The organism is Mycobacterium sp. 1423905.2 (assembly GCF_001673155.1).
Classification (GTDB): domain Bacteria; phylum Actinomycetota; class Actinomycetes; order Mycobacteriales; family Mycobacteriaceae; genus Mycobacterium.
This window is the reverse complement of record NZ_LZLE01000334.1, coordinates 1-1,183: the sequence shown is the minus strand read 5'-3', so window position 1 is coordinate 1,183 and position 1,183 is coordinate 1. Positions and strand designations below refer to the sequence as shown.

Sequence of the window (1,183 nt, the reverse complement as noted above, 5' to 3'; positions counted from 1 at the left end):
ACCAGGATCTCTCGCGATCACAACCCGTACCCGTTGACCGGAGTCACTCTGGACGACAACGGGATCCCGCACTACGACCACCTGCCGGCCACACTCCTGGAGATGCTCGCCTACCACGTCGACCGTCGTCCGGACAGCGAGGCGGTCGCCGAACTCGGCGGCGAGCGATTGACCTACCGGCAGCTATGGGACCGTTCGGCGCGGGTTGCCGGAGGATTGCGGGCCGGTGGTCTGAAGCGGGGTGACCGCGTCGCCATCAGATACCCCGCCGGTGTCAATTGGGTGTTGGCGTTCTGGGGCGCGGTGCTGGCCGGAGGTGTTGCGGTGCCGGTCAATACGCGACTTACCCAACCCGAGGTCGAGTTCGTGCTGTCCGACGCCGGCGCGCACGTGGATCTGGCCGGCGACGGCGCCTTGCCCGACGACAACCCCTATGTGACCGAAAAACTGAGCGCCGACGACGTCGCCGCCCTGTTCTACACCTCCGGAACCACCGGTCATCCCAAAGGAGTGCCGACCACGCACGAGGCGTTTGTCACCAACACCGAAAACATGCTTCGCTCGATCGGTGGAACAAGCGAGCTCGGCGAGCAGTTCCGCACGCTCATCTCGGTCCCGCTGTTCCACGTAACGGGATGCAACGCGCAACTTCTGAGCGCGATGCGCACCGGCGGAAGCTCGGTGATCATGCCCGCGCTGGACCTCGATGGGTTGATCGGCGCGGTGACCGCCGAACGGATCTCCTCCATGGTGACCGTTCCCGCGGTCTACTCATTGCTGTTGCGCCACAAGGCTTTTGCCGATACCGATGTCTCTGGCGTGCGATGGGTCGGATATGGGGGTGCTCCGATCGCGCCGTCCCTGGTCCGCAGCGTCAAGGAAGCGTTCCCGCGGGCCACGGTGTTCAACGGCTACGGCATGACCGAGACCGCGTCGCTGATGACCGTGCTGCCGGACTCCGATGCAGTCGAACACGCCGACTCGGTGGGCTATGCGGTGCCCTCGGTGGAACTCGGTGTCATGCCCTACGGCGACGACCCGAAAAATGGTGAACTGGTGGTGCGCGGCGCCAACGTGACCGCCGGCTACTGGAACCGCCCGGACACCACCGCCGCCACCATCATCGATGGCTGGCTGCACACCGGTGACGTGGTGCGCGTCGACGAGGCGGGCCGCGTGCACA

The 1,183-nt window shown here is 65.7% G+C and carries 1 protein-coding gene; it reads left to right on the top strand.

Going from position 1 to position 1,183, the window contains the following annotated elements; translation table 11 throughout:
- Positions 1-6: 6 nt before the first annotated feature.
- A partial coding sequence (locus tag A9W95_RS22920) for a class I adenylate-forming enzyme family protein (protein WP_253851739.1) occupies positions 7-1,183 on the top strand: 1,177 nt, incomplete at its 3' end.